This window comes from Methylophaga sulfidovorans (genome assembly GCF_900114205.1).
Lineage (GTDB): Bacteria > Pseudomonadota > Gammaproteobacteria > Nitrosococcales > Methylophagaceae > Methylophaga > Methylophaga sulfidovorans.
In genome coordinates this window covers 134,280-157,795 of record NZ_FOSH01000007.1, presented here as the reverse complement: position 1 = coordinate 157,795, position 23,516 = coordinate 134,280, and the positions used below count along the sequence as shown (strand labels likewise).

Genomic DNA, 23,516 nt, shown 5'->3' with positions numbered 1-23,516 from the left:
GCTGAGTCTGAGATAAAAAGAACATAATGAACGACACTGTAAAGCCGATCACACCACAAAATTTAGCCACAACGACAAGCTGGTTTCGTACAGCCGCGCCTTATATTCATAGTCATCGTGGCGCTACGTTTGTGATTGCTTTTGATGGTGAAACTATTGATAGTCAAGAGTTTGAGCCGTTATTACATGACATCTCGATTCTGAATAGTTTAGGTATCAAACTTGTACTGGTGTATGGCGCCAGACCGCAAATTGAAGCCAGCTGCATTCAACAGAATATTCCTGTTCGTTACCATAGCGGTTTGCGGGTAACCGACGATGTCAGTCTCGTTATCGCCAAAGCCGCGATTGGTAAACTTCGCCTCGATATTGAATCGAAATTATCCTTTGGTTTACCTCACACCCCGATGGCCGATGCCCGCATTCGCTGCATCAGTGGCAATTTAGTTATAGCCAGACCAGCTGGCATTATTGATGGTGTCGATCTGGGTCATACTGGTGAAGTTCGTCGTATCGACAGTGAAGGCATTAATCAGCAGTTAGCTGCAGGAAATATCGTATTGCTACCGCCACTGGGTTACTCCTTAACTGGTGAAAGCTTCAATGTTTCAGCTGAATCTATCGCGACCGAAGTGGCTACCGCTTTGCACGCTGACAAATTGATTTTTATTGGCCATAGTAATAAAGCAATGCCCCGTGAGCTGACAGTCGATGAAGCACAAAAAACATTGTCGTCTCATCCTTCACTACCTGCAGCAGTCAAGGCATGTAAGGCAGGTGTGACTCGGGTTCATATTCTGGACAGAGCCATCAACGGCGTATTGCTACAAGAACTCTTTAGTCGTGATGGTGCTGGCACACTGGTTACAGCCACCTCGTTTGAAACAACAAGAAGCGCTGTGATCGATGATGTGGGTGGGATATTAGAATTACTGCAGCCATTAGAAGAAAAAGGCATTGTTGTAAAACGGTCCAGGGAATTACTCGAACGTGAAATTGATCATTTCACCGTTATGGAGCGTGATGGCAGTGTGGTCGCTTGTGCTGCGCTCTACCCTTATCCGGAAAATGATATGGCAGAACTCGCTTGTCTCGCTGTTTCCAATCATTATCAAAGCCATGGTCGTGGTAAACAGTTATTAGCGGTATTAGAACAATCCGCCCAGGCACAAGGCATTAATAATCTCTGTGTGCTGACCACCCAAACAGCGCATTGGTTTTTGGAACAAGGTTTCAAGCCGGCAGAAATTGCGGATCTCCCCGTAGCCAAGCAAGCACTGTATAACTATCACCGTAATTCACGTGTATTTAGAAAACAGCTGACTTAGCGAATTTTTTTATTACTCAGCTTGCGACGGTACTCAGGGAATAATAATGGCGCGAATTCGTGTAGTGCTTTTTCATAAACACGACGTTTGAAAAACACGATTTCATCGACAGGAGTCCAGTAGTCCACCCAACGCCAGTCATCGAATTCAGGTTTTTCATGTAAGTTAAGTTTGACGTCTTCTTCCTTGCCAGTAAATCGCATTAAAAACCAGCGTTGCTTCTGGCCAATGCAAAGCGGCTTATTACCATATCTCAGGTAGCGTTTTGGCAACCTATACCGCAACCACCCGCGAGTAGAAGCAATTAACTCAACATGTTGTGGCAGTAAACCTACCTCTTCCGTAAGCTCACGATAAGCCGCTTGCTCAGGAGTTTCATGGGATTTAATCCCCCCCTGAGGAAACTGCCACGAATCATGTTGCGCACGTTGCGCCCACAACACCTGATTCTCTTCGTTGCAGAGTATTATCCCTACATTAGGCCTGAAGCCATCTTTATCAATCACGACTTAAGTCTCTGGCTGGCTGAGCGCAATCGCCCCCAGCGGTTTATTCTCAATTAGTGATTAGATTATTAAAAGCACTGTCAGTATGCAATGCATTTTGACATACAATAGTCGTATTTTTTATTCAAACGGAGACTTTCCTTGCATCATGGCGTTGGCAATTTTTGATTTAGACAATACTTTATTGGCTGGTGATAGCGACTATTTATGGGGCCGATACCTGTGTGAAAATAACATTGTAGATGAAGCTTCTTATCGAGTAGCCAATGATCGTTTCTATCAGGAATACGTTAATGGCACACTGGATATCTATGCATTTCTAGAGTTTATATTTACGCCTTACGCAAATCACTCAATGCAGGAACTTGAAAGCTGGCGTGCGGCATATCTGGAAGAAAAAATTAAACCTATCATTCTGCCAGCAGGCATTGAGCTCATCGAAAAACATCGTGATCAGGGTGATACCTTACTGATCATTACTGCCACGAATAGCTTTCTGACCCAACCTATCGCTGAGCAGTTAGGTATTGAACATTTAATCGGGACAGATCCTGAAATGATTAATGGCGCATTTACTGGCAAAGTCTCTGGCACACCGTCGTTTCAGCATGGCAAGGTCGAGCGTTTAAAAATGTGGTTAAACCATCGGGATGAAACAATGGAAAATAGTACTTTCTATAGCGATTCTCACAACGACATTCCTTTATTAGAGCTAGTTGATACTGCTGTAGCTGTTGATCCAGATGACAAGCTTGAAGCTGTCGCCAAGGAAAAAGGCTGGAAAATTCTCAGTTTGCGTTAATAATTGTTACAATTCATCGTTTTTTATCATTCATAATCAGGCCGTCAATATGGAATGGGAAGTTGTTATTGGGTTAGAAATTCATACCCAACTCGCCACCAAGTCTAAAATTTTCTCTGGTGCTGCCACCGCATACGGTGCAGAACCCAACACACAAGCATGTGCTGTGGACTTAGGTTTACCGGGCGTATTACCTGTGCTCAACGCCGAAGCAGTCAGAATGGCTATTAAATTTGGCCTCGCCGTTGATGCTGAAATTTCTGATCGCTCAGTATTTGCACGCAAAAACTACTTCTACCCTGATTTACCAAAAGGCTATCAAATCAGCCAATATGAATTACCTGTTGTCGGTAAAGGCCATATCAATATTGAGTTGGAAGATGGTACAGAAAAAGTCATTGGCATTACCCGTGCTCACCTTGAAGAAGATGCTGGTAAATCGCTGCATGAAGATTTTGATGGCGAGACTGGTATTGATTTAAACCGTGCTGGCACACCTTTACTAGAGATTGTTTCTGAACCCGATATGCGTAGCGCTAAAGAAGCGGTTGCCTATATGAGAAAAATTCACTCTCTGGTTCGCTATCTCGAGATCTGTGATGGCAATATGCAGGAAGGTTCTTTCCGCTGCGATGCTAACGTTTCTATTCGCCCCAAAGGCCAGGAAAAATTTGGTACTCGTGCAGAGCTGAAAAATATCAACTCTTTCCGCAATGTTGAACGCGCAATCAATTATGAAATAGAACGTCAGATTGATGTGCTGGAATCGGGTGGTGAAGTAATTCAGGAAACCCGTCTGTACGATGCAGATAAAAATGAAACACGGGCAATGCGCAGTAAAGAAGAAGCCAATGACTACCGCTACTTCCCAGATCCTGATCTGCTGCCTCTTATCATTGAAGAAGAAACCATAGACGAAATCAGAGCCACATTACCTGAATTACCGAATGAAAAACGTGACCGTTTTGTTAATGAACTAGGCTTATCTTTATATGATGCATCGGTATTAACGAGCAGCCGTGAGTTAGCAACTTACTTTGAGTCATTGTTGAAAGCCACAGGCGGCAAAGATCCTAAACAGTGTGCTAACTGGGTCATTGGTGACGTATCGGGTGCATTAAACAAGGCTAATCTGGATATCTCAGAATCACCTGTCAGTGCAGAGCAGCTGGCTAGCGTATTAAACAGAATTAGTGACAACACTATTTCCGGCAAAATTGCTAAAACGGTATTTGAAGCATTATGGGCTGGCGAAGGCAAAGATGCGGATGAGATCATTGAAAGCAAAGGCCTGAAACAAGTCACAGATACCGGCGCTATTGAAGCGATGGTGGATGAGGTTCTGGCAAATAACCCAGATCAGGTTCAACAATACCGCGATGGCAAGGAACAGCTAATTGGCTTTTTTGTAGGTCAAATTATGAAAGCCTCAAAAGGTAAAGCTAATCCTGCCCAGGTCAATGAATTATTGAAGAAAAAACTCAACGGATAATCAATATCCTGAGCTAAGCGAAACCGAAAAAGCCGCATTGATGCGGCTTTTTTATTTTCAATTTTACGCTCTCATTGTGAGGCAGCTCACAAATTCCTACTCGCCTGATTCCCCTTAACCGCTAAACGATGTAGTATCACTCGATGGATTTGTTACGCTTTTTTGACTACGGCGATAAAAGCCAATGATGGAGCAAAGGTTCACCAACCAATGAAGTTTGTACAGGAGCACCTCCCCGCCAAGACGGGTTTGAATAAATTACCGTCGGCCTCTCCCTTACCTGAAGCCAATTGGGTTCTCGTTTTCGGTTCTGTGAGCCGATTTAATGATAAAGGTTTCGCTAAAACCTTAAAAAAACGCTATCCAAACGCAGAAATCATTGGCTGTACCACATCTGGTGAGATTACAGGTGATGGTGTTTATGACGACAGCATTCATATCACGGCGATGCAATGGGAACGAAGCACCTTAAGGTTTATCAGCAAGGCAGTTAATAGCATGGAACAGTCCCATGCTCTGGGCGCACAAATCGCTGCTGAATTAAAAATGGACGATCTGAAAGGCGTCTTTGTACTGAGTGATGGTTTAAATGTAAATGGCTCAGAATTGGTAGAAGGCCTGCAGGAAGTTTTACCAAACGTTCCTATCACAGGCGGCTTAGCAGGTGACTCTGCTGAATTTAAACAGACCCTATTAATCAATAATGACAAGATTCAGGATCGTGTTGTCATTGCCGTCGGTATTTATGGTGAGGATGCCATTGTTACCAGTGGCGCCTTAGGCGGCTGGCAACCATATGGCCCGCCTAGACAAATTACTCGTTCAAACAAAAATATTGTGTATGAACTGGATAATAAACCTGCATTACCCCTCTATAAGATGTATATCGGTTATTACGCCAATCAACTACCAGCATCAGGACTGAATTTCCCATTCGCGATCATGGATGAGAAAAATATCAATGTAATCAGAACCTTGCTTTCAATTAATGAAAAAGAAAACAGTCTGACCTTCGCCGGTAATATTAAAGAAGGTTCAACTGTACGTTTTCTAAAGTCAGATCATGACCGTTTAGTACTTGGTGCTAGTGAAGCAGCCAGACAAATTCTGCAAAAAGACGTGAATATAAATGATAAAGCGCTGGCTATTTGCGTAAGTTGCGTCGGACGTAAACTGGTAATGGAAACACAAGTCTCTGATGAAATCTTTGCTGTTCAAAGACTACTAGGTATGCAGACAGGTATTACCGGATTTTATTCAAACGGTGAAATCTGTTCTGGGGAAGATGACAGTCATAGTTTATTACATAACCAAACAATGACTATCGCCTATTTAAGTGAGCACATAGCCTGATTAAATCAGGCTATTTCTCTTGCTGCTGCTAACAATGCCAGTCTGGCAATAACGCCATACGCATAAAAACGATTAGGCTCAGCGTCTGGCAGATCGCTCTGATCTGGGTTACTGCAGGACTGAGCAAAAGCTAATGGCTCAAAGTGCATGCCAGGCGCATTTAAATTCTCATTCACGCCGCGTCCGGTGTGCACACGATAAAACCCACCTACCACATAGTGATCCATCATATAGATAACTGGTTCAGCCACCGCCTTTTCTGTCCCTAATGTTTCAAAGGTATATACCCCTTCCTGTACCAAGACATTATCAACAACCAAGCCTTCTTTTGCGGATGACATTTTATTTCGCTGTTTGCGATTGAGATTCTCAATTTCCTCAGCACTTTTAACCGTCATGATTCCCATGCCATAAGTCCCGGAATCAGCTTTTACAACAACAAACGGTTCTTTGTCGATATCGTATTCAGCATATTTGGCACGAATTGAGGCCAACAAATTATTTACATTTCTGGCCAGACAGTCTATTCCCGATTTTTCTTTGAAGTTCACCTCGCCACATTGAAGTGTGAGTGGTGAAACCAACCAAGGATCAATACCAATTTGTTCAGCAAATTCTTTTGCCACACCGTTATATTGCGTGAAATGATCAGATTTTTTTCTGGTAGACCAGCCCGCACGTAATGGTGGAATAACTTCTTGCTCAAGGTTTTCCAGAATTTCAGGACGCCCCGCTGATAAATCATTGTTCAATAAGACAAGGCAAGGTGAGAAATCACCGACAGCAACCCGGTTACCGATTCTAACTAACGGCTCCAGAGTAATTTTTTTACCTGATGGCAAATCAATACTCATAGGTTCTTTAATATCTTCCAACAAGCTACCGATTCGTGCTTCCATACCGGCTTTCTGAAAAATATCCCGTAATGTCTCCAGGCTTTCTAAATAGAATAGATTTCGGGTGTGGTTTTCAGCCACAATTAACACACGCTTGGCAGTAGGACAGGCACGTTCAACTGCCGCTTGGGCCGCATGAATGCACAAAGGGATAAATGAAGGGTTGAGGTTATTAAATCCCGCTGGGAAAAGATTGGTATCTACCGGAGCCAGTTTGAAACCCGCGTTGCGTAAGTCTACCGACGCATAAAAAGGCGCAGGTGTTTTCAACCACTGCTGCCTTAACCATGTTTCGACTTGCGTCTGCTTTTCTAACAATATTGCCTCTAATTTTAAAAGAGGCCCATTGAGTGCTGTAGTTAAATGTGGGACACCTGAAGTCATGGTTGGCTCGCTTGTGATTTTAAAGTGTAGAGATCAGTATAAATATCGATAAGAAGAGACATGGGACACAAATTTGATATTTCAAGTCATTCATACTTTACCATTGTGAAATTGGGGCTCGCTGATATCGTTATTCAACTCAAGTCATCACTAGCCTGTAAAACAAAAATGGGTTATCTTCGTCTGAACTACAATTATAAAATAATTCAGGTATAGCATTGTCGTGAACCAGAGTGATAACGAATTTAACGGCCTAAAGGTGATGGTGATTGATGACAGTAACACCATTCGCCGCACAGCTGAAACACTGTTAAAAAAAGCTGGTTGTGATGTACTGACGGCTGATAATGGATTTGAAGCTTTACCCGTTATCAGCGCTCATCACCCAGATATTTTGTTTATTGACATTATGATGCCACGACTGGATGGATATCAGACCTGTGCATTAGTTAAAAATAACCCTAAATTTAGGGACATACCCGTAGTAATGCTCTCCAGCAAGGATGGTTTATTTGATAGAGCAAAAGGGCGCGTTGTAGGGGCTGAACAATATTTAACCAAGCCTTTTACTCGTGAAGACTTACTCGGTGCCATCCGAACACATTTGCTGGAAAAAACTCAGGACGCAAATTAGCTTATGGCTCGAATTTTAATCGCTGACGACTCTCCTACTGAAGTTTATGTTCTACAAAAACTATTAGAAAAGCATGGTCATCAGATTTTAGTTGCCGAAGATGGTGAACAAGCAGTTAGTATCACACAGACAGAGCAACCCGACTTAGTATTGATGGATGTGGTGATGCCTAATCTAAATGGATTTCAGGCGACACGTATTCTAAGCAGAGATGATGACACGCGTCACATTCCCATCATTATCGTCTCCTCAAAAAATCAGGAAACCGATAAGATGTGGGGACTTCGCCAAGGGGCAAAAGGCTATCTTGGTAAACCCGTCTCAGAGGATGAGATCATTGAGCAGATTCAATCGTTGCTGGATAAATGACTATGATGCAACCACAATCACCTGAAGACATCATTGCCATACTGCAGGACATCGAACGGCGCAGTAGACAGAAAGCCGCAGGTTTAACGCAGCAGGAAACACTTGGGCAAAGTTGGTCGGCTATTGGATTCCGTGTTGCTAATCACCACTTTGTTATTCCGTTAAACGATTCAAGAGAAGTTTTTCCAGTACCAGAACATGTCACCGCTGTTCCTAAAGCTAAGTCATGGGTATTTGGTATTGTGAACCTGCGGGGTGAATTATTGCCGGTGCTGGATCTTAAGCATTATCTTCTCGACAAACCCAGCAGAGTCTCTAAGCGCAGCCGCATCATCGTAATTAATGACGCTGATATCAACAGCGGTTTATTAGTCGATGAAGTTTACGGGCTCAAACATTTTCAACGTGAACCGGATGAAATAAATACACCGTCTCATAAAGATATTTCGCCTTATCTAACCGGCACGGTTTATCAACAAGACACACAATGGGACGTTTTCAGTTTTTCAAAACTTATTGAAGATGAAAGGTTTATTAATGCTGCCGCATAATAATTTGATATCAGGACAAGATATATGAACTCAACCAGCAAGCTTTTATTTTCGTCGCTGAAAAACAGTAAGAACTGGCCAGGATTACTAGCCTTTATCGTGCTGTTTGCTCTGTCATTGGCAGGTTTAGCTCTTATTGCTACCGGGTTTTATACACTTATCTATCCCAACCTGCTCTTTGTTGTCATCGGGGTCGGTGTGTTATTTATTCTCAGTACCCTTGCAGCAATCAATCTCTGCTTCCCCACTATCCAGCAGTTAAAAGTCTCACTGGATAAAATGGAATTACAAAACCGCCATAATCAGGATGCCATTCTTCGTTTACTTGATGAAATGGGCGATCTGGCCGATGGTGATCTCACGGTTAGTGCAACCGTTACTGAAGATATCACCGGCGCTATCGCTGACTCAGTAAACTACACCATTGACGCATTAAGAAGCCTGGTTGAGCAAATTAACTCAACCACCATGCAAGTAGCTTCTGCCGCACAAGAAACTCAGGCAACAGCATTACACCTGACTGATGCCAGTGAGCATCAGGCCCAGCAAATTACCGAAGTAAGTTCATCTATTACTCAAATGGCAGGGTCTATCGAACAGGTATCCCGAAGTGCCAGCCAGTCATCTGACGTGGCAAAACAATCTGTATCTCTGGCAATACAGGGTAACGGTGCGGTGAAAAAAGCAATTCACGGTATGGATACTATCCGTGAACAAATTCAGGAAACATCAAAACGGATTAAACGGTTGGGTGAGAGCTCGCAACAAATCGGCGACATTGTTGAACTGATTAACGATATCGCTGAGCAAACCAATATCTTGTCATTAAACGCCGCTATTCAAGCTGCGATGGCAGGTGAAGCAGGTCGTGGGTTTGCGGTCGTTGCTGACGAGGTTCAGCGTCTGGCGGAACGTTCTAGTAATGCTACCCGACAGATTGATGCGCTGGTTAAGACAATTCAAAGTGACACCAACGAAGCGATCAGCTCTATGGAGCAAAGTACGACTGAAGTAGTTGCTGGAGCTAAGCTATCACAGGATGCCGGTACATCTCTTGAACAGATTGAAAGCGTTTCTCATCAATTGGCCGAGCTTATCAACAACATCTCTGATAATGCCAAACAACAGGCAACAGCCGCTGTGACAACGTCTGAAAACATGAATGTTATTCAGGAAATCACTATGCAGACATCAACTGGTACCAACGAAAGTGCAGCCTCAATTGGTCGACTACTCGAATTAACCAACGAACTGCGTAAGTCTGTTTCTGGCTTCAAACTGCCACGCTAAGCTTATCTGGAGAAAGTCATCTAATGGCACAACTCATCAAAGGCAATTACGATGCATTAGTCTGGCTGCAAGATGAATTGCAGCAGTCGCTTGCTCATGCCTTGGCGGCCATGAATAATTTTCTCGATGGTCAGGCTGACGATAAACTACTCACCGATACCATCGAATCGCTGTATCAGGTAAAAGGCACACTGGACATGATTAATATGTCTGGTGCAGCCATGCTGACAGAAGAAACCCAAAAAGCTGTCCGAGCATTACAGAATAATCAGGTAACAGATATATCTGCAGCACAAGATGCCATTGTAAAATCGCTATTGCTATTACCTAATTATTTAAAACTGCTGAATAACGACTTCCGGGATCACCCTCTGGCACTGCTGGAGTTAATCAATGAACTAAGAAAAGCGTATAAGGCAGAAACAAAAACCGAAATGGAGATGTTCAATCCGAGCTTCTCTGTGGTATTACCAGACAGTATCGCGCCCAACCCCACACGGAAAATTCCTGCCTTAAAAATTGAGCAGCATAAACTGGGTCATGTTTTTCAAGTATTGCTATTACAGTGGTTACGTAAGCAGGATGAGGATAGTTTGAGACAAATGCATGCGATTGTGCATTTCTTACGATTATCCAGCCACCAGGAAAAAGTCTGTTTATTCTGGTGGACGACTGAAGCTTTCATTGAAGCTATTGAACACCAAGGCCTGACCTCTGCCGGCCAGATAAAACCATTAATGGGCAAACTGGTTCAGCCGATCAAGCAACATAGTGAATCGGGTGAAGCGGCATTACAGTTAAATTTCCCTGAAGAACTGGAAAAGCAATTACTCCTCGCTATCGCCAGAGCCAGCAGCCGTGGCCCTAATGTCACACTGTTAAAAGCCACTTTACAGCTCTATTTCTTTGATCAACGCTCACGTATCTATGGCATGAGTGATAATGCATTAGGCGATGCACATCTGGCTTTACTCGAGCAGCTACAGGATATTAAAGATCAGCTTGATCAACATGTGCACGATAATGACATCACTGCTGAAACCATCGAATCGACGACAAAACAGCTACAAAGCATGTCCGACACATTGGCCTTACTTGCAGAGTACGAAGCCAGTAATTTATTACACCATCAGGTAGAACAGCTTAATGCCATTACAAACAGAGGTGATCTTCCTGAGGACGATGACTTAACCCTGCTTGCTGACAGCCTGTTGCAGGCCGAATCATTACTGCAGTCAACCACACAGGCTAACGTTAATGATCAATTACGTCAGTCAGTGATGTCTGAATGTTTACTCGAGTTAGCTAACATCAAAGAAACACTGACTTTGATGGAAAAGTCCGAGCGATATGTGGATGGACTGGGCGATACAGAACAACAGCTCATTCTGATAGCTGGCAGTCTAGATATGCTGAATCAGGGTACCGCAGCAGAAATCATCCAGCTGACATCGGATACGTTGTCTGAATATAACGTAGGTAACAAAGAATTTTCTGCTGCTAAATTACAAGAGCTTGCGGATATCATTGCCTGTTGTGAACTATACATGGAAGGCATTCGTCATCACGGCCATGCTGATGATGAGTATTTATTAACTGCAAAAACAAAGCTGCATGAATTTGATGATGTCAGCGAATCACCTGTTGAACCTGAATTCACAGTCGAAACAGAGATAACGCCGCAAGAGACTGCTGCAGATCCTACTGAAGAGGCTGTTGAGCTTATCATGTTAGATGCTGAGCCAGCCTTATCTTTCACTGATGATGAGACGCCACTCAGTTTACTCGAAGAAGAGCCAAGCAATCCGGTTTCAGATGAGACAACACACAGCAATTTACCTTCTGCTGATCTTTGGCAATTTGCTGGAGGGATAGACAGAGAAGTAGCTGAAATATTTATCGAAGAAGCTACAGAAGTTTTACAAGAGTTAGCACGACAGATCCCCGCCTGGATTAATGAAAACGATCAGATAGCGCTGGCAGAAACCCGCCGTCATTTTCATACGCTTAAAGGCAGTGGCCGAATGGCCAATGCCACCGTCATTGCAGAGCTCTGCTGGGCTGTTGAAGATGTATTAAATCATGTGATTGAAGGCAGTCGTGATGATAATCATCTGGTGAAAAAACTGGTGCAAGAGAGTTACCAGCTATTGCCCGAATTATTAGCACGTTTCACACAAGCTGATATCAGCACACCTGACAACATTAATGCGCTGTATGAATTAAAAGAAACCTGTCTCAACCCTTTATTGAAAGAAGCAAAAGCACAATCTGAACAGGATCGTCTTACTTCTGTTGAACGCTATATCCAAATTCGTAAAGCTAGAGATGACGCAAGACTGGACATTGTTCTAGCGGCTTATCAGACACAACAAGATGCTCAGAAATTCCCAGCAAAACCGCTCTTTGAAATAGATGCCAATATTCCGACTAGCGTTGAGCGTTATATTCGCAATAAATGGGGCACTGAGCAAAACCTAAGCAATACTGCGACAAGCGTTGAAAAATACATTCAGAGACTGGCGTCGAAACAACAATCACCTGAAAAACCTCAACAAACCGGTGTTGAACGTTATATTTCACAACAGAATAGACTGAAAGAAATCGACGCCTTCCGCTCCGAGCAGTCAACGCTGACAACACAAACATCATTAAGCTCTGTTGACCATTACATTATTGAACTTGGACAGAAAAATACCGGTGTTTCTGAATACATAAAAGCAAAAACATTATCAGAAGTAGAAGCCGATGAAATTGTTGACGAAGAAGATAACGAATTATTATCTATCTTTGTTGCTGAAGCTAAACAGCATATCGCCAACCTTAAACAAAGTCTCAACGATATTGCTTTCTCAAGACAAATTACCTCTCCGGTCTTACGTTCGGTTCATTCACTAAAAGGTTGTGCCAATATTGCTGGCATTAAAGCAATGGCGATGATCGCGACAGAAATGGATCAAGCCGTCAAACAGCTTCATATGAATGATGTGGTGTTAGACAATCATCAGATGAAATTAATGAATCATGTGGTAGAAGGCTTTGATCAAGTACTTCACCATATTACCGGAGAAGGTCAACAACCTGATCTTATTGAATTATCATCATACATTTCAGAGCTGATGCCATCAGGTGAAAGTGTGCATGCGCCTGTCATTGATCCTGAATTTTTAATGACCCTGTTAGAAGAAACAGACGAGCTTCTTGAAGATTACACAAAACAGTTAAAACAATGGCAACAGGTTCCATCGGATCAGGAAAATATTACAGCAATAACAGCAACACTCAGCCAGTTGGAACAAACGGCATCGGATGCACAACAAAGATTGATTGCCAATACCTATGCCAGTCTTAGTAAACTTATCAATCACTGCCATCCTCAGGATATGGGTTTAAATGCCTTACTTGAACAGGGATACGAACAGCTTAATCAGTTTATTGAAAGCTTGTTGCAAAATAAGCCGCTATCCACATCCTCCGATTTTCCTGCTCGTGTTGATAGTTATCTAACGCAAAAAGCGCAGCATCAAAATGGTATAGATATAGACGAAACGGACTATGCACTTCCTACCGATGTGGATGATGACTTGTTATCCGCCTTTGCTGCTGAAGCACAAGAGCTGCTTGACTCCAGTCGTCAAATCATCAAAGCCTGGGTAAGTAATACCCATACTGAACAGGACACATTACAGCTTCAACGTGATCTACATACACTAAAAGGTGGCGCCAGATTAACGGGCATTACGCCTATGGCCGATCTGACTCACCAGATCGAAACCTTAGTGCTGGCAGTCAGTGATGGTTTACAAGAAGCAGATGAAGACTTCTTTGATTTATTACAGCGCTGTCAGGATAAATTGGCTGAAATGCAGGAGCAGTTAGCTAATCAACAAGCAGTCAAAACAGCTTTATCACTGATTGCAGAAATCACTGCACGTACACAAGGTCAGGATTTACATATTGAAGACAGGCCGTTGCCTGCACCAGAAAAAGTTAAACAAGCAGATCATGCTGATAGCTCAGCCGATATTTTACCTGTCACGCCACCTCAGACAGATCACCCCGTCACTCCGCAACATGTAGAACAAGTCAGGGTGAGAGCAGATCTTCTGGATTATCTGACGAATTTTGCTGGTGAAGTGAGTATTTCTCGTGACCGTGTAACACAACAACATATTGCGCTTCGTCAGCAGCTTCATGAAATGGAAGAAACCGTTTCTCGCCTGCATGATCAGTTACGTAATTTAGAGATTGAAACTGAAACCCAGATTCTTTTCCGTTACGAAGATGAACGGATCAAAAACGAATCTGACTTTGATCCACTGGAATTAGATCGCTTTTCGATGATTCAACAACTGTCACGTGGTCTGACAGAAAGTGTTATCGACTTGCATGACATCAGTCACTCCATGGACACGCTGGTAAGAGAGACTGATGCCATCTTACTTCAACAGTCTCGCCTTAATACTGACTTACAGCAAGGCTTGATGACGACACGACTACTCCCTTTTAGCGGTATCGTTGGCAGGCTGGAGCGGATTGTCAGACAAACAGCATCAGAGCTGAGCAAAAAAGTGGAATTAAAAATTCGTGGATCAGAACTTGATATAGACAGAACCATTCTTGATCGGCTTGTCGCACCACTGGAGCATATTCTTCGTAACGCTATTGCTCATGGTATTGAGTACAGCGATGAGCGTACGAATAATGGCAAATCTGCCAATGGCCTGTTGTCCTTGGTGATCACACGTGAAGGTTCTGAGATTGTCATCAATATCAGCGATGACGGACAAGGCATCAATCTTGATAAGGTGCGTGAAAAAGCATTGTCGATGAACCTCATCAGCCATGATGATATGCCAACGGACGATGAGCTGACTCAGCTGATTCTCAGCTCTGGTTTCAGCACCGCAGACAATGTTTCTCAACTGGCTGGCCGTGGTGTGGGCATGGATGTCGTCAGTAATGAAATTCGAGGCATGAAAGGTCGTCTGAGCATCAAGTCTGAACAAGGCAAAGGCAGCACTTTTACCATTCGCCTGCCTCTGACTTTATCAGTCATTCAAGCCCTGCTCATTCGTGTTCAGGATGAGCAATATGCATTGCCGCTTAACACAATAAATGCTGGCGAGCGCATTAGCGTACGTGATATCAAACTGATGTTAGGTACACATAAACCGCACTATGATTTCCATGGAGAGAAATATCGGTTTATGCCTCTTAGTTCATTACTGGGCAAACCATTATCGTTATCAGATAACTTAAAGTATCAAATGCCGTTACTGTTGTTCCGTTCTGGTGATTTGCGCATTGCTCTGTTAGTTGATGATATTGTGAGTAACCGTGAGATTGTCATTAAGTCTGTCGGTACTCAGCTTGGTCATATTTCAGCGATTAATGGCGCCACCATTCTGGGTGATGGTCGTGTGGTATTTATTCTGGATATCCCAACATTAATGGATAGCAGTCAACATATCTCACTGGATACTGACGATGCGATTAATCTTGAGCGCGAGTTAGAACAATTACAGGATAGATTACCTACGGCAATGGTGGTTGACGACTCGATTACCATGAGAAAAGCCACAGGCAATTTATTACGTCGAATTGGTTTTGAGGTTATGACAGCCCGTGATGGCGTGGATGCTCTATCGCAATTACATGAACAAAAGCCAGACATTATTCTGTTAGACGTTGAAATGCCTCGTATGGATGGGTTTGAGTTCGCATCCATAGTTCGGAACGATAAAGAATTCAGACATCTTCCCATCATCATGATTACCTCCAGAACAGGCAATAAGCACCGTGAAAGAGCACTGGAAATAGGTGTAAATGCTTACCTGGGGAAACCATATCAAGAAGAAGAGCTGATATGGCAGATGCAAAAACTGCTCGGTAACACCAATTTTCAGGAACCTACACAGTAGATGTCAGATATGGAAAAAACAGCTCAAGCCCAATTTATTCATTGCATGCTGATTCCATTGCAAAAGCATTATCTGCTGCTGCCGAACAGTACGATTACTGAAGTCATTCCTAAAGCCACCATTAACCAATCATCAGCAAAAACAACACCATGGTTGGAATGGGTTGATTGGCAACAAAAATCGCTGGCTGTTGTCGATCTTGAAACTTTGTTAGCACAGGATGTGGAAATGGTTTATCCGGCCAATAAACTATGTATTATCGAAGGCATTAATGCTGAAGCAGATATTGGTTTTTACGCTATTCCATGTACAGGCTCACCACAACTCATCACATTAAATGCGTCAGCGTTAAAAATGACGCATGATCAGCATGCTTCAGAGTTTTTATATTGTCAGATTAAAATCGGTAATAAAGTCGCATTCATCCCCCATCTTGATAGCCTTGAAATGGCCATCAAGAACGTAAGTTAATTAGACTGAAACGATTAAAAACGGTCCTTCGATTAATACCGTCAATCGCACTTCTTTTTTTATTTATTGATGGGCTGATTTTGTTTGTATATATGGTTTAACATAGTAGGTATGAAACTACTCAAAACACTGCCGTTTTTTATTCTTTGTCTGCTGTTAAGTCCTCTGGCTTATAGCGATAATGCTGCACAACTCGCAAAGCAGCGCCAAGTATTCCAGCAGGCCAAAAAAGCATTACAGGATAATCAGCTCTCGCGTTACCAAGCGCTCTATAAACAACTGGATGGCTATCCATTACAAGGTTATCTACAGTACCTTTACCTCAATGGCCGACTCAATCAGGCGAGTAATGCCTCGGTACGTCAATTTCTGACAAAAGAAGATGGCAGCTTTTATGCAGAACGCTTACGTAACTTTTGGTTAAATAAATTAGCTCAGCAAAAAAGATGGACGGATTATCTGAGCTTTTATCAGGCACCGCAAACAGCAGCAAGACAATGTTATTACCTGCAAGCTTTACTGGCCACCGGCCAAAAACAAAAAGCATTCGAACAGACACCGGAGTTATGGCTTGTTCCTCGCTCTCAGGAAAAAGCCTGTGATCCAGTGTTTTCAGCCTGGGAAGCAGCGGGGTTATTAAATAGCGATCTACGTCATCAACGTATGATGCTAGCACTTCGAGATAATCAGTTTTCTATGGCCAGTTACTTAGCCAAATCAACTGCCAATCCCGCACAGAATCAGCTATTAGTAAAACAATGGCAGTCCATTCATGATAATCCTCTTCCTGTATTGAATGGCCTGACAAAAAACAATATGTTAAGCACAGATAATGCGCTTAACCGTGAAATCATTATTCATGGTATACAACGACTGGCCAGACGCTCGCCAGAACAAGCTTTCAACAGTTGGTTGAACATCAAACCTCGTTACCAATTTACCCAACAAGATATCATTGAAGCCAGAAAAGCCATTGGTAAATGGGCAGCACTTAACCGTGATAAAAATGCACTGACTTATTTCGGCAATATCCCTGGCGGTGAATGGCAGGCGCGCGCGGCCTTATGGCAAAAAGACTGGAAAGCTGTTGAGAAAGCCATCAAGCTAATGAATATTGATGAACTGGGCTCAACACGTTGGCAGTATTGGCTAGGTAGAAGTCAGGAAGCACTGGGACAAAAAGCAGCTGCTAATCAGACTTTTTCAGCCATTCTTGGCAAACGTGACTATTATTCGTTTCTTGCTTCTGACCACTTAACCCAGCCTTATAAAATGAATCATCGGCCAATACCGGTCAGTAAAGAAGAAATGGCAGCATTGAGAAAACAACCTGCTATTCAACGTTTACATGAGTTTTTTCTGCAAGATATGCACTTGGAAGCACGCCGGGAAGCCTATCATCTGAAACAAACACGACCAGATCGCGAGCTGCAGATGATCGCTATGATCACCCATGAATGGGGCTGGCACAATCAAACCATCGCCTTATTAGGCAAAGCCCAATATTGGGATGCATTGGACTTACGTTTCCCTGTTGTCTATGACGATGCCATGTTACAAGCTGGAAAAGCTCAGGGGCTGGACCCATCCTGGTTGTTAGCGATTGCCCGTCAGGAAAGTGCATTTAACCCTGAAGCCAGATCACATGCCGGTGCGATGGGACTTATGCAATTAATGCCCGATACCGGCCGATTAATCTCCAAAATTATTAATCGCCCACTTAAACAAATTAGTGAGTTATACCGTCCGGAACGTAATATCGAACTTGGCAGTGCCTATTTACGCCGTATGTATGACGAAAACCAGAAAAACCCGGTGCTGGCAACTGCAGCCTACAATGCCGGACCACATCGCGTGAACAACTGGTTGCCAGACAGTTCGCTTGATGCAGATATATGGGCTGAAAATATTCCCTTTAATGAAACGCGGCATTATGTTCAGACAGTGATGAGCTACGCTGCTATTTTTGATAGCCAGCGTAACCAATCTATTAAACCATTGTCAGAAAGAATGCCTAAAGTAAAATCGGAGTAAGGTCGTTATCGACACCATACAAACTTATCTTGTTGGCGGTTGTGTTCGGGACAAACTGCTGGGAAAACCAGTCAAAGATCGTGACTGGGTTGTGGTCGGCGCCACCACCGACTATATGTTAGAAAAGGGATACAAACCCGTCGGTAAAGATTTTCCTGTTTTCCTTCACCCGAAAACTCAGGAAGAGTATGCACTTGCCCGAACTGAGCGAAAGTCCGGCCACGGTTATCAGGGTTTTACTGTCTATGCATCACCAGAGGTCACGCTGGAAGAAGATCTTGCTCGCAGGGATCTCACTATTAATGCTATTGCGGAATCGGTTGATGGCAATATTATCGATCCCTTTAATGGTATAAAAGACCTAGAAAAGGGGATTCTCCGTCACGTCTCCCCTGCTTTTGTTGAAGATCCTGTCAGAGTTCTGCGTATCGCCCGCTTTGCTGCACGGTTTAATTTTGCCATTGCGGGAGAAACACAACAGCTCATCAGACAAATGGTGAGCAGTGGAGAATTAGAACACCTTGTTGCTGAGCGAGTCTGGCAAGAATTATCAAAAGCATTACAAACTGACCAGCCATCTGTCTTTTTCACCAGCCTGCGACAGGTAGATGCCCTTTCAAGTTTATTCCCTGAAGTGGATCGCCTCTTTGGTGTCCCGCAAATTCCAAAATGGCATCCTGAAGTCGATACCGGTATTCATGTGATGATGGTGATCGATCAGGCCGCAAAATTAACTGATGATCTCGCCGTCAGATTCTCAGCCTTATGTCATGACTTAGGCAAAGGTTTAACGCCAAAAGACATCCTCCCCAGTCATGCCGGTCATGAAGCGAGCAGCATAGCGCTTACTGAAAAGTTATGCCAACGTTTACGAGTACCCAAAGTTATCGCCACACTTGCCGCAAAAGTAGCGGAATACCACACGGATGTTCACTTATTATTTGAACTGGATGCGGCAAGAGTTTTAGATGTAATCGAAGGTCTGGACAGCTTTCGCCGTCCTCAACGCTTTGAACAGTTTTTACTTGCTGGTGAAGCAGATTTTCGTGGTCGCCCCGGTTATGAAACGGCCGATTATCCTGAAAAAAAGGCCTTTTCAGAATGCTTTCAACAAGCGGCACAGGTCGATGTCAAACCATTACTTGAAGAAGGTTTGGCTGGCGAACAAATCAAACAGGCCATACGTCAGCATCGATGTGATGCTATTGAAGGCGTGTTATCAACCTATCGTACAAGGTGATGGCCTTGCATAAGCGAACCATTCATCACGTATAATCTAAGCAACTTTTTTTCGACTCTACCTATAGGACGTTACAATGAGCACAGACATTTCAGCAAAATGGACCAGTGTAAACGCTGCCTGCCAACCTCTTGTGGATGCATTGATTAATAATGCTGAAGCCTTGCAACTTGAAATCAGCACATTAAGCAATGGCACCCGCGTCGTTGATGCCGGTATCAACTGTAAAGGCGGTCTGGAAGCTGGACGTCTTATTGGTGAAATTTGTATGGGTGGTCTTGGTACAGCCACACTTGGGACTAACAGTGGTTTTTCTAACTGGCCGTGGTCGGTTAATGTTCATGCCAAAACACCGGTATTAAGTTGCCTTGGTAGCCAATATGCAGGATGGAGCTTATCTCACAAAAGTGAAGACAGTAAGTTTTTTGCTTTAGGTTCAGGCCCTGGTCGTGCGCTGGCAGCAAGAGAAGAAATTTTCAAAGAATTTGCTTATAAAGACGAAGCAGAATCAACCGTCATCGTTCTCGAAGTGGATAGTTTCCCGCCTGTAGAAGTGGCTGAAAAAGTGGCTGATAATTGTGGTATCAAACCAGAAAATCTAACCTTTATCCTGACACCAACATCCAGTCTGGCAGGTGTAATGCAAATTGCCATTCGTGTACTGGAAGTGGCCATGCATAAAGCACACGAACTACATTTCCCATTAGAAAAAATTGTTGATGGTTATGGCTCAACACCTGTTGCACCACCAGGTGGCGACTTTATGACAGCCATGGGCCGCACAAATGACGCTATTCTGTTTGGTGGTCAGGTACATTTATTCGTTGATGCCAGCGATGAAGAAGCAAAAGATCTGGCTGAAAAAATGCCAAGCAATACATCTTCTGATTATGGTCGACCTTTTGCTGATATCTTTAAGTCATACGAATACGACTTCTTCAAAATTGATGGCATGCTATTCAGCCCCGGTAAAGTCATTGTGACCAGTACCCAAACAGGTAAAAGCTTCACTGCCGGTGAGCTGAATCAGGAATTACTTAACCTTTCTTTCGGACTTTAATTATCTATGGCGACAAATCGCCTTGTTATTTTTAACGACACACATGGCTGGCACAGTGAACAATTAACGCGTTCATTGAGCCAGCTTGGTGTTGATACCGTATTAACAGACCTAGCCGCCTGCCGTATTGATCTTGATTCCCCAACGGGCTTGTATATTCCAGGATTTGATAATGAGCTACCAGCTGCCGCGATGGTTCGTGGAATTGCACCAGGATTTCTGGAACAAATCACCCTTCGCATGGATGTTTTGCACACACTGGCTGAACTGGGTATTCCTGTATTTAATCCGGCAACAGCCATCGAATATACGGTAGATAAAGCCAGAACATCATTACGTTTATATCAGGCAGGACTGAGCACCCCTAGAACCTGGGCATGCGAAGACAGCAGTATGGCAAAGCAGATCATTACCCGCGAATTGAATATGGGTAATAAAATCGTGATGAAACCGCTGTTCGGTTGTCAGGGTAAAGGCATCACCTTAATCGAAGAGTTGGTCCAGTTTGAACAGCTCGCTCCTGTCGGAGACGCTTATTACCTTCAGGAATATATTGCACCAGAGCATGAAGGAATCTGGCAGGACTGGCGTTTATTGGTCATCGATAACGAAGTCTGTGCGGCAATGAGCCGACGTTCAAACAAATGGATCACCAATTTTGCTCAGGGTGCCAGCTGTTTTGCTACAACCGTTACTGACGAGATGAAACAGTTAGCTATAAAAGCCACAGCAGCAGTGAATGCAGATTACGCTGGCGTTGATCTTATTCGTGATAAAGACGGCCAATTTACTGTACTGGAAGTCAATAGTGTTCCAGCATGGAAAGGCCTCTATCAAGCCACTGGCGTTGATGTTGCTCTACACTTAGCACAAGCATTAATCAGACGGATAGAGCAGAAACAAGCAACTCATGCTCTCTGAATCAGATATCAAAGAAGCTGTCTTCTGGGCTTGTCAGCAAGAAGTATTAGCGCCCAAACCTGGTAACGTCAATGTCATCAGTGATGGTCATAATATGGTGGTGGAAGATTTTATTAAAAGTGCTCATGCAATTGCACCCATTATGGCGAAACCTGGCTTGACTGTAGGCGAGCGTATTTTGCAATCGGTGCAGGCAACGCGGCGGGTTGTTAACTGCAATACCAATTTAGGCATCGTTTTGCTCTTTGCGCCGCTTTGTCAGGCTGTTCAATCCTGTCAATCACTTGACGAACTTCCACAACAACTCCAAGTCGTACTCAGTAATCTGACAGTTAACGATGCAATTCATTGCTACGAAGCAATACGTTTGGCTGAAGCGGGAGGGCTAGGTAAAGAAGATGAGCATGATATCAGCGCAGTGCCAACCATTACCTTGCTTGAAGCAATGGATTTAGCAAAAAACCGTGATCAAATTGCCCAGCAATATGTCAATAATTTCAAGACGCTATGGGATCTGAGTTTGCCAGCATTGACAAAAGCGATAAATTCTGGGGAAAGTGTTGAATGGGCAACGGCTTTCGCGTATCTTAAGTTGTTATCGAAGGCGTTGGATAGCTTGATATCCCGTAAGCAATCCACTGCGCTGGCAACCAAAGTCAGTGAGAGAGCAAAGCAGTTTGTGATCCAAATAGAAGAAACGGGTAGATTAGACACCCATTTTGATGCACTCTCTCTCTGGGACAAAGAATTAAAAGAGAAAGCAATTAACCCGGGAACATCGGCAGACCTCATCGCAGCAACATTGTTACTGCACAGGTTTGGTCGACAGCTTTCTTTTAATGAATTTCAGTACCACGAAGCATTTAGCGGACGGCACTGAGCAGGTGATACGTTCCTTTATTACGTATAAACCCTTCCTTTCACAATAAGGAGGGAAAAAAATGAGCCTTTTTGACAATTTTTTTGGAACAGGAAAATATAACATGCCAGTTATCGATCGCGTACTTGTAGGTGAATCATTGGTCATCGAAGATGGTGACTTAGACAACGTAGCTCACATTGACTTAATCATGGGCCCACGTGGCTCAGCAGCAGAAGATGCTTTCTGCCGTACACTCACCGACCAGAAACAAGGGGTTAATGGCTTGTTGGCTGTTGTTGCACCTAACCTAATGGTTAAGCCAGCAACTGTAATGTTCAACAAAGTCACCATCAAAAACATGAAACAAGCCGTTCAAATGTTCGGCCCAGCACAGCGTGGTGTTTCACTTGCTGTTGCTGAATGTGTTGAAGATGGCACAATCCCAGCTGGTGAAGCTGATGATTGCTTCATTTGCGTTGGTGTATTCATCTCTCCAACTGCAGATAGCGATGAAAAAATCCAAGATTGGAACTATCGCGCTACTAAAGAAGCTATTAAACGTGCAATTGCTCGTGAGCCTAAAGCGGCTGACGTTGTTGCACAATACAAATCTAGCGAACACCCATTCGGTGCTAAGTAAGATTTAAGCAATTCATACATCACTCTTCTACGGAAGAGTGATGTCCCTGCTTAATGTCTTGATCGCTGATTTGCTAATTTTACCAGTGTGCAATGCACTGGCAATAAGTGTGCCTGCGACACCCATTTCTATTAGCTGCTCCAAATCATCTTCACCTCGTACACCACCTGCAGCATACCAATTCACTTTTTTATTATTTTGAATTAATGACTTAAGCCACTCAAAATCTGGCCCTTGATTCGCCCCGACATTATCTAGACTCATCGCGATGCATCTATCTGTCCAGTATTCTGATTCACAAATAGCCTTATGACCAAGAACCTGTCCTGACTTTTTATCCAGTGACAAAACGCACTGTTGTCGGATCGTTTTCTCTGTCAACAAATGAATATCCTTCAGAGTTTCACTGCCAAGAACAAGACACAATTGTGGTGATAGGGAATAACTCAAATACTCGGCCATTTCCGCAATACCAGCATCCAACCAGATAGTCAGCCGAGGAAATTTTTCTAGGATCTTTTTATATCGTTGTGGCTCATGCTTTCCCCGTTCAATAGCATCCAGATCAGCAATATAGAGCTGGGTAAACGGATACCAGTCTAATAAATCATGAATGACATCTTCCAAGGTAACGGATTCAGTCAATATAGATGTCAAAGGCTGATAATTAGCCCTGTTCCCCCCTTTGGCATGCACAACAATACCATCACGTATATCAATGACAGGTATAATATCCATAGTTCTCAATATGTCCGCGTA

19 protein-coding genes are annotated in these 23,516 nt (G+C 43.4%); 16 read left to right on the top strand and 3 right to left on the bottom strand.

Translation table 11 applies throughout. The features are described from left to right. The first annotated feature begins 26 nt into the window (after positions 1-26). Entirely contained in the window at positions 27-1,328 is a 1,302-nt protein-coding gene (gene argA, locus BM232_RS07740; RefSeq protein WP_091713142.1) for an amino-acid N-acetyltransferase, read from the top strand. Here argA and BM232_RS07735 read toward each other — a convergent pair. Continuing rightward, entirely contained in the window at positions 1,325-1,834 is a 510-nt protein-coding gene (locus tag BM232_RS07735; RefSeq protein ID WP_091713139.1) for an RNA pyrophosphohydrolase, read from the bottom strand. The two genes, argA and BM232_RS07735, sit on opposite strands and share 4 nt — an antisense overlap. Before the next feature lie 148 nt (positions 1,835-1,982). Here BM232_RS07735 and BM232_RS07730 point away from each other — a divergent pair, with 148 nt between their 5' ends. The 3 genes from BM232_RS07730 to BM232_RS07720 all read left to right on the top strand — a co-directional run bounded on the left by BM232_RS07730 (position 1,983) and on the right by BM232_RS07720 (position 5,481). Next, a complete protein-coding gene (locus BM232_RS07730; RefSeq protein WP_091713137.1) occupies positions 1,983-2,636 on the top strand; it encodes a histidinol-phosphatase in 654 nt (217 codons plus the stop codon). A 49-nt stretch (positions 2,637-2,685) separates the two neighbouring features. After that, positions 2,686-4,128, top strand: a complete 1,443-nt coding sequence (gene gatB, locus BM232_RS07725) for an Asp-tRNA(Asn)/Glu-tRNA(Gln) amidotransferase subunit GatB (RefSeq protein ID WP_091713135.1) — start codon at positions 2,686-2,688, stop codon at positions 4,126-4,128. Positions 4,129-4,338: 210 nt separating this feature from the next. Continuing rightward, a complete protein-coding gene (locus BM232_RS07720; protein ID WP_091713132.1) occupies positions 4,339-5,481 on the top strand; it encodes an FIST signal transduction protein in 1,143 nt (380 codons plus the stop codon). A gap of 5 nt (positions 5,482-5,486) precedes the next feature. Here the strand turns inward: BM232_RS07720 and gshA are convergent, their stop codons facing one another. Beyond that, complete coding sequence (gshA, locus tag BM232_RS07715; RefSeq protein ID WP_091713130.1) at positions 5,487-6,761, bottom strand: glutamate--cysteine ligase; 1,275 nt, start codon at positions 6,759-6,761, stop codon at positions 5,487-5,489. A 262-nt stretch (positions 6,762-7,023) separates the two neighbouring features. Between gshA and BM232_RS07710 the strand changes: the two genes are divergently transcribed. From BM232_RS07710 to fae, 12 genes are all read left to right on the top strand, one after another. Then, on the top strand, positions 7,024-7,395 hold the full coding sequence (locus tag BM232_RS07710; protein ID WP_040576291.1) for a response regulator: 372 nt from the start codon (positions 7,024-7,026) through the stop codon (positions 7,393-7,395). A 3-nt stretch (positions 7,396-7,398) separates the two neighbouring features. After that, positions 7,399-7,764 carry a twitching motility response regulator PilH gene (pilH, locus tag BM232_RS07705; protein ID WP_091713127.1) on the top strand — a complete coding sequence of 122 codons (366 nt, stop codon included), beginning with the start codon at positions 7,399-7,401 and terminating at the stop codon, positions 7,762-7,764. Between the two features lie 2 nt (positions 7,765-7,766). Continuing rightward, positions 7,767-8,315: a chemotaxis protein CheW gene (locus tag BM232_RS07700; protein ID WP_091713120.1), complete on the top strand. Its 549-nt coding sequence runs from the start codon at positions 7,767-7,769 to the stop codon at positions 8,313-8,315. A gap of 24 nt (positions 8,316-8,339) precedes the next feature. Further along, positions 8,340-9,605, top strand: a complete 1,266-nt coding sequence (locus BM232_RS07695; protein ID WP_091713118.1) for a methyl-accepting chemotaxis protein — start codon at positions 8,340-8,342, stop codon at positions 9,603-9,605. Positions 9,606-9,628: 23 nt separating this feature from the next. Further along, the gene (locus BM232_RS07690; protein WP_091713115.1) at positions 9,629-15,529 is read left to right on the top strand and encodes a hybrid sensor histidine kinase/response regulator; all 5,901 of its coding nucleotides are present in this window, start codon (positions 9,629-9,631) and stop codon (positions 15,527-15,529) included. Then, on the top strand, positions 15,530-16,000 hold the full coding sequence (locus tag BM232_RS07685; RefSeq protein ID WP_091713113.1) for a hypothetical protein: 471 nt from the start codon (positions 15,530-15,532) through the stop codon (positions 15,998-16,000). A gap of 111 nt (positions 16,001-16,111) precedes the next feature. Then, positions 16,112-18,034 (top strand): transglycosylase SLT domain-containing protein, encoded by a 1,923-nt coding sequence (locus BM232_RS07680; protein WP_091713110.1) that lies wholly within the window; start codon positions 16,112-16,114, stop codon positions 18,032-18,034. 16 nt (positions 18,035-18,050) lie between these two features. Continuing rightward, the gene (locus BM232_RS07675; RefSeq protein ID WP_091713108.1) at positions 18,051-19,274 is read left to right on the top strand and encodes a multifunctional CCA addition/repair protein; all 1,224 of its coding nucleotides are present in this window, start codon (positions 18,051-18,053) and stop codon (positions 19,272-19,274) included. 76 nt (positions 19,275-19,350) lie between these two features. Next, a complete protein-coding gene (mch, locus tag BM232_RS07670) occupies positions 19,351-20,334 on the top strand; it encodes a methenyltetrahydromethanopterin cyclohydrolase (RefSeq protein ID WP_091713105.1) in 984 nt (327 codons plus the stop codon). A gap of 6 nt (positions 20,335-20,340) precedes the next feature. After that, positions 20,341-21,255 carry an ATP-grasp domain-containing protein gene (locus BM232_RS07665; RefSeq protein WP_091713103.1) on the top strand — a complete coding sequence of 305 codons (915 nt, stop codon included), beginning with the start codon at positions 20,341-20,343 and terminating at the stop codon, positions 21,253-21,255. Beyond that, positions 21,245-22,135 (top strand): triphosphoribosyl-dephospho-CoA synthase, encoded by an 891-nt coding sequence (locus BM232_RS07660; protein WP_091713101.1) that lies wholly within the window; start codon positions 21,245-21,247, stop codon positions 22,133-22,135. Before BM232_RS07665 ends, BM232_RS07660 begins: the two co-directional genes overlap by 11 nt. 61 nt (positions 22,136-22,196) lie before the next feature. Further along, a complete protein-coding gene (fae, locus tag BM232_RS07655; RefSeq protein ID WP_281248282.1) occupies positions 22,197-22,757 on the top strand; it encodes a formaldehyde-activating enzyme in 561 nt (186 codons plus the stop codon). A gap of 27 nt (positions 22,758-22,784) precedes the next feature. On the opposite strand, the gene BM232_RS07650 is transcribed toward fae, so the two are convergent. After that, positions 22,785-23,495 carry a HisA/HisF-related TIM barrel protein gene (locus BM232_RS07650; protein WP_177207285.1) on the bottom strand — a complete coding sequence of 237 codons (711 nt, stop codon included), beginning with the start codon at positions 23,493-23,495 and terminating at the stop codon, positions 22,785-22,787. Positions 23,496-23,516: the final 21 nt, after the last annotated feature.

Excerpts from the sequence above, each read along its gene's own strand:
- gatB (WP_091713135.1), top strand. The coding sequence starts at position 2,686 with ATGGAATGGGAAGTTGTTATTGGGTTAGAAATTCATACCCAACTCGCC.
- BM232_RS07680 (WP_091713110.1), top strand. The coding sequence starts at position 16,112 with ATGAAACTACTCAAAACACTGCCGTTTTTTATTCTTTGTCTGCTGTTA.
- BM232_RS07660 (WP_091713101.1), top strand. The coding sequence starts at position 21,245 with ATGCTCTCTGAATCAGATATCAAAGAAGCTGTCTTCTGGGCTTGTCAG.
- BM232_RS07690 (WP_091713115.1), top strand. The coding sequence starts at position 9,629 with ATGGCACAACTCATCAAAGGCAATTACGATGCATTAGTCTGGCTGCAA.
- argA (WP_091713142.1), top strand. The coding sequence starts at position 27 with ATGAACGACACTGTAAAGCCGATCACACCACAAAATTTAGCCACAACG.
- BM232_RS07700 (WP_091713120.1), top strand. The coding sequence starts at position 7,767 with ATGATGCAACCACAATCACCTGAAGACATCATTGCCATACTGCAGGAC.
- gshA (WP_091713130.1), bottom strand. The coding sequence starts at position 6,761 with ATGACTTCAGGTGTCCCACATTTAACTACAGCACTCAATGGGCCTCTT.
- mch (WP_091713105.1), top strand. The coding sequence starts at position 19,351 with ATGAGCACAGACATTTCAGCAAAATGGACCAGTGTAAACGCTGCCTGC.
- pilH (WP_091713127.1), top strand. The coding sequence starts at position 7,399 with ATGGCTCGAATTTTAATCGCTGACGACTCTCCTACTGAAGTTTATGTT.
- BM232_RS07730 (WP_091713137.1), top strand. The coding sequence starts at position 1,983 with ATGGCGTTGGCAATTTTTGATTTAGACAATACTTTATTGGCTGGTGAT.
- BM232_RS07685 (WP_091713113.1), top strand. The coding sequence starts at position 15,530 with ATGTCAGATATGGAAAAAACAGCTCAAGCCCAATTTATTCATTGCATG.
- BM232_RS07695 (WP_091713118.1), top strand. The coding sequence starts at position 8,340 with ATGAACTCAACCAGCAAGCTTTTATTTTCGTCGCTGAAAAACAGTAAG.
- BM232_RS07665 (WP_091713103.1), top strand. The coding sequence starts at position 20,341 with ATGGCGACAAATCGCCTTGTTATTTTTAACGACACACATGGCTGGCAC.
- fae (WP_281248282.1), top strand. The coding sequence starts at position 22,197 with ATGAGCCTTTTTGACAATTTTTTTGGAACAGGAAAATATAACATGCCA.
- BM232_RS07650 (WP_177207285.1), bottom strand. The coding sequence starts at position 23,495 with ATGGATATTATACCTGTCATTGATATACGTGATGGTATTGTTGTGCAT.
- BM232_RS07720 (WP_091713132.1), top strand. The coding sequence starts at position 4,339 with ATGAAGTTTGTACAGGAGCACCTCCCCGCCAAGACGGGTTTGAATAAA.
- BM232_RS07710 (WP_040576291.1), top strand. The coding sequence starts at position 7,024 with ATGGTGATTGATGACAGTAACACCATTCGCCGCACAGCTGAAACACTG.